6 protein-coding genes are annotated in these 3,724 nt (G+C 60.6%); 2 read left to right on the top strand and 4 right to left on the bottom strand.

The features are described from left to right. Positions 1 to 99 precede the first annotated feature (99 nt). Together EOB49_RS33255 and EOB49_RS33250 are read right to left on the bottom strand one after the other, a co-directional pair. A complete protein-coding gene (locus tag EOB49_RS33255) occupies positions 100 to 525 on the bottom strand; it encodes a type II toxin-antitoxin system VapC family toxin (RefSeq protein ID WP_127383449.1) in 426 nt (141 codons plus the stop codon). Further along, entirely contained in the window at positions 522 to 809 is a 288-nt protein-coding gene (locus tag EOB49_RS33250; RefSeq protein ID WP_127328141.1) for a plasmid stabilization protein, read from the bottom strand. Before EOB49_RS33250 ends, EOB49_RS33255 begins: the two co-directional genes overlap by 4 nt. A 152-nt stretch (positions 810 to 961) precedes the next feature. Here EOB49_RS33250 and EOB49_RS33245 point away from each other — a divergent pair, with 152 nt between their 5' ends. Continuing rightward, on the top strand, positions 962 to 1,228 hold the full coding sequence (locus EOB49_RS33245; RefSeq protein ID WP_127318306.1) for a hypothetical protein: 267 nt from the start codon (positions 962 to 964) through the stop codon (positions 1,226 to 1,228). Between the two features lie 3 nt (positions 1,229 to 1,231). Here EOB49_RS33245 and def read toward each other — a convergent pair whose 3' ends face one another. Further along, positions 1,232 to 1,762: a peptide deformylase gene (gene def / locus EOB49_RS33240; RefSeq protein ID WP_127383448.1), complete on the bottom strand. Its 531-nt coding sequence runs from the start codon at positions 1,760 to 1,762 to the stop codon at positions 1,232 to 1,234. A 103-nt stretch (positions 1,763 to 1,865) separates the two neighbouring features. Between def and EOB49_RS33235 the strand changes: the two genes are divergently transcribed. Beyond that, positions 1,866 to 3,137: a DNA recombination protein RmuC gene (locus EOB49_RS33235; protein WP_127383447.1), complete on the top strand. Its 1,272-nt coding sequence runs from the start codon at positions 1,866 to 1,868 to the stop codon at positions 3,135 to 3,137. A 20-nt stretch (positions 3,138 to 3,157) separates the two neighbouring features. On the opposite strand, the gene EOB49_RS33230 is transcribed toward EOB49_RS33235, so the two are convergent. After that, complete coding sequence (locus EOB49_RS33230) at positions 3,158 to 3,562, bottom strand: GFA family protein (RefSeq protein ID WP_127296482.1); 405 nt, start codon at positions 3,560 to 3,562, stop codon at positions 3,158 to 3,160. Positions 3,563 to 3,724 lie beyond the last annotated feature (162 nt).

Raw genomic sequence — 3,724 nt, 5'->3', positions numbered from 1 at the left:
GCAAAGTCGGCACCGAAAACTCCGGCGTGCCCATGAAGATGACGCGAAGGGGCATTTTTCTTCTGGTATCCTGTCTTCTTGCTCGCACCGTGTGCCGGCTCAGGCGTCCGCTTCAAACGGGTTTACGCGCTTCAGGTCAAGCTCGTCGAAGTCGCGAACGTTGCGCGTGGCAAGCGTCGCATCATGGGCGAGGCAGATCGCGGCAATCATGGCGTCGGAAAGACTGATCGGACGGCCAATTCTTTCCCGCGTCGCCCGCAGCTTGCCGGCAAGTCGGGGGATCGAACCGGAAAATTCCACGATACGGCCGGCGAACTGCTGCGAAATCAGCTGATCGAGCACGCGAATATAACGGTCTGATCCCGTCTTGTTCAAAAACCGTTCGGCCCCGAAAGACTGCTCCATGATGACTGGCCCACACATGTAGAGTGCGAGAAGATCCTGTTTGCGGAACCAGGCGGAGACATTCAAGTCGGGCGCCGGTTTGCTGGCTTCGGAAACAACATTGGTATCGAGGATGATCACTCGAAATCCTCAACTGGATGGCCGAAGTCGCGTTTTCCGTCCGCTTCGATTTGGTCCATTATCTCGGAAAATTCATCGCCTATTGCATTTTCAGCAGCGAACGCCGAACGAATGGCATCCCACGCGGAAAGTCCCGGCTCCGGTTTGGCTTCTTTCTCCGCGACCATGCCTTTACGCAAGAGATCGATCGCCTTGCCCGAAAGACTTTGGCCGCCCTTGCGCGCCGCGTGTTCGATTTCGCGCTTCAACGGTTCGGGAATATCTCTGATCAACATATCGCCCATGGATGCCTCCAAGATTTGATATCACTGATATCACCCCCGGAGTCATTGATCAACAAGAGTTCCGCCCCCTTCACCCAGCCACTCAAAACGGTCCATTAAGTCTACACCAACTGTCAGGCGTATGCTTCGCGGATCTGTCCTGGGAGCTTCATATGCAGCGCGCTCAAAATCCCTTTGGGAAACGCAGGAAGCCAATAGCTGAATACAAATCGGTCGAAGAACGATACGAGAAAGGCGAATTGTCGAGGCGAAGAGAGAGCAATTTCGCCATTTATAACACCCTGCTACTGATGGTGTTAGCCGTGGTTGTCTCTCTGGTGCTGATCATCTCGCCAGAATCTCGCGCGCTTGCATTAGAGATCGGTGCAAAAGCGTTCGAGCTTGGCAGGGATTGGGTTTTACGTGGCGTGCTCGAATGATCCCTATCCCGCCAGCTTGCCCGGCGCCTTGTCCCTGGCGAGCTTCTTGAATTTCTTCACCACCATGTCGCGCTTCAGCTTCGAGATGTGGTCGATAAACAGGACGCCATTGAGGTGGTCGATCTCATGCTGCAGGCAGGTCGCCATCAGGCCTTCGGCCTCCATATCCTGCAATTTGCCGTCGCGGTCGAGATACTTGACCCGCACGGCGGCCGGGCGTTCGACCTCGGCGTAATAATCCGGGATCGACAGGCAGCCTTCCTCGTAGACGGAGCGCGCATCTGCGCTCTCCAGGATTTCCGGATTGATGAAGACATGCGGCGCCGGCGTCTCGTCTTCCTTGGCCAGATCGATCACCAGTAAGCGCAGCGGTTCGCCGATCTGGATCGCCGCCAGCCCGATACCCGGCGCGTCATACATGGTCGCCAGCATGTCGTCGGCTAATCTGCGCAAAGGCGCGTCGACACGCTCCACGGGCTTGGAAACCTGGCGCAGGATGGGGTCGGGAAGGATGATGAGCGGCTTGATCGACATGGCGTTCCACCTAAGACCTCCAGAGAAAAGCGTCAACCGGTCGGCATCAGGCTCGTTCACGTTTTGATCTGTGCTATCGCGGCGAATCGTCTATGCTGTCCACATGAATGATTTGAGCACCATCCTTTCGGAGCCTGTCGCCCGGCTTGGCGCCACAACGATCACGCTCGGCCATGCGCTGGCCTTCGGCGCTTTGCTGTTTCTGGCCCTGTTCGTGGCGCTGGTCATTGCGCTGTGGCGGTCGGCGAAGGCGCGCGCCGTGGCGGCTGCCGAAGCCGCCGATCATGCCCGCGACGCGGAAGTGCGGATGGCCGGCATTCTGCAAAGCCAGGCCGAAATGCAGGGTCGCATGGGCGCCATTGCGGAAGTGTTCGGCGCACGGCAGGCGGAGCTGACGCAATCGATCGGCCAGCGTCTCGACGCGATGACCGGCCGGCTCGGCCAGACCATGACCGAGCAGACCAAATCCACGCATGAGAGCCTGGCCAAATTGCAGGAGCGGCTGGCCATCATCGATGTCGCGCAGGGCAACATCCAGTCGCTCGCCGGCCAGGTCGTGCAGCTGCAGGCGATCCTCTCCAACAAGCAGACGCGCGGTGCTTTCGGTCAGTCTCGCATGGAGGCGATCGTTGCCGACGGCCTGCCCCATGGCGCCTATGAATTCCAGGCGACGCTGTCGAACGGCAGCCGTCCTGACTGCCTGGTGAAGATGCCGAACGGCGCACCGTCGCTGGCCATCGACGCCAAGTTTCCGCTCGAGGCCTGGAACGCCATCCGCGCCGCCGATGGCGCCGACCTGCAGAAGGCCGCCTCGCAGGCCTTCCGCCGCGACATCGAGATCCATGTCCGCGATATCTCGGAAAAATACCTGATCCAGGGCGAGACGCAGGACACCGCCTTCATGTTCGTGCCGTCCGAATCGGTGTTCGCCGAGATCCACGAGAATTTCGAGGCGATCGTCCACAAGGCGCACCGTGCCCGAATCGTCATCGTCTCGCCGTCGCTGCTGATGCTGTCGATCCAGGTCATCCAGGCGATCCTCAAGGATGCCCGCATGCGCGAACAGGCGCATCTGATCCAGGGCGAGGTCATTCGGCTGATGGAGGATGTCGCGCGCGTCGATGAGCGGGTGCGCAAGCTGCAGGTGCATTTCGGCCAGTCGGCCAAGGACATCGACGACATCCTGGTTTCGACGTCGAAGGTCACCAAGCGCGGCCAGAAGATCGAAGCGCTGGAGTTCGGCGCCCAGCCCGACGGCGATGCCGCCGCGGACGCAGCGTCACGGGCTCCCGCCGCGAAGGTCGATACTGGCGCGCGCGTTGCCGATTCGAAAACCGGGCAGCTCAGGCTGAGGGTCGTCGAAGGCGACGATTGAGGCGCGGCGCCGGACCGGCGCTACTGCTCTTCCTTGGTCGTCATACCCGGGAATTCCGGCAACCAGGGCAGCGCCGAGCGGTGCCAGCTTTGCCGTCTCGGGACCAACTGTTCACGTTGTCGCGCCGTGCCGACCCGGATGCCATAAACCTTCGGCCCGTCGCCAACCGATGTCGCGTAGAGATGCGAGCCGCACTCGCCGCAAAAGCCCTGCGCGCGCTTGTCGCCGCTCGACCCTGTCTTGATATAGACCTTTGGCGCACCCTTGGTGATCCGGTAGTGGCCTTCCGGCGCGCCCACGGTCACGCGAAAAGCCGTTCCGGTCAGTTGTTGGCAATCGGTGCAGTGGCAGATTCCGGTGTTCTCCGGGTCGACCTCGGCCTCGTAAGTGATGGCGCCACAATGACAGCCGCCGTCTATTCTCATCTTCGTTCCTCCAAAGTCCCTTCAATCTAGCGGGGCAAGGCCGTGAGGCAATGGCGCAGCGCTAGTCCAGAGCCGGATCGGATGCGGTCTCGATCAGCTTGCGCCGCTGCTCCCAGGTGCCTGCCGTCTGTGGTTTGACGAACAGCCGCGTGATCTCTGGCA

The sequence above is a fragment of the Mesorhizobium sp. M7A.F.Ca.MR.148.00.0.0 genome (genome assembly GCF_003997735.1).
In the GTDB taxonomy this organism is placed as follows: domain Bacteria; phylum Pseudomonadota; class Alphaproteobacteria; order Rhizobiales; family Rhizobiaceae; genus Mesorhizobium.
The sequence above is the reverse complement of the archived record's forward strand: the minus strand, read 5'-3'. Positions and strand labels throughout refer to the sequence as shown.

Excerpts from the sequence above, each read along its gene's own strand:
- EOB49_RS33250 (WP_127328141.1), bottom strand. The coding sequence starts at position 809 with ATGGGCGATATGTTGATCAGAGATATTCCCGAACCGTTGAAGCGCGAA.
- EOB49_RS33245 (WP_127318306.1), top strand. The coding sequence starts at position 962 with ATGCAGCGCGCTCAAAATCCCTTTGGGAAACGCAGGAAGCCAATAGCT.
- def (WP_127383448.1), bottom strand. The coding sequence starts at position 1,762 with ATGTCGATCAAGCCGCTCATCATCCTTCCCGACCCCATCCTGCGCCAG.
- EOB49_RS33235 (WP_127383447.1), top strand. The coding sequence starts at position 1,866 with ATGAATGATTTGAGCACCATCCTTTCGGAGCCTGTCGCCCGGCTTGGC.
- EOB49_RS33230 (WP_127296482.1), bottom strand. The coding sequence starts at position 3,562 with ATGAGAATAGACGGCGGCTGTCATTGTGGCGCCATCACTTACGAGGCC.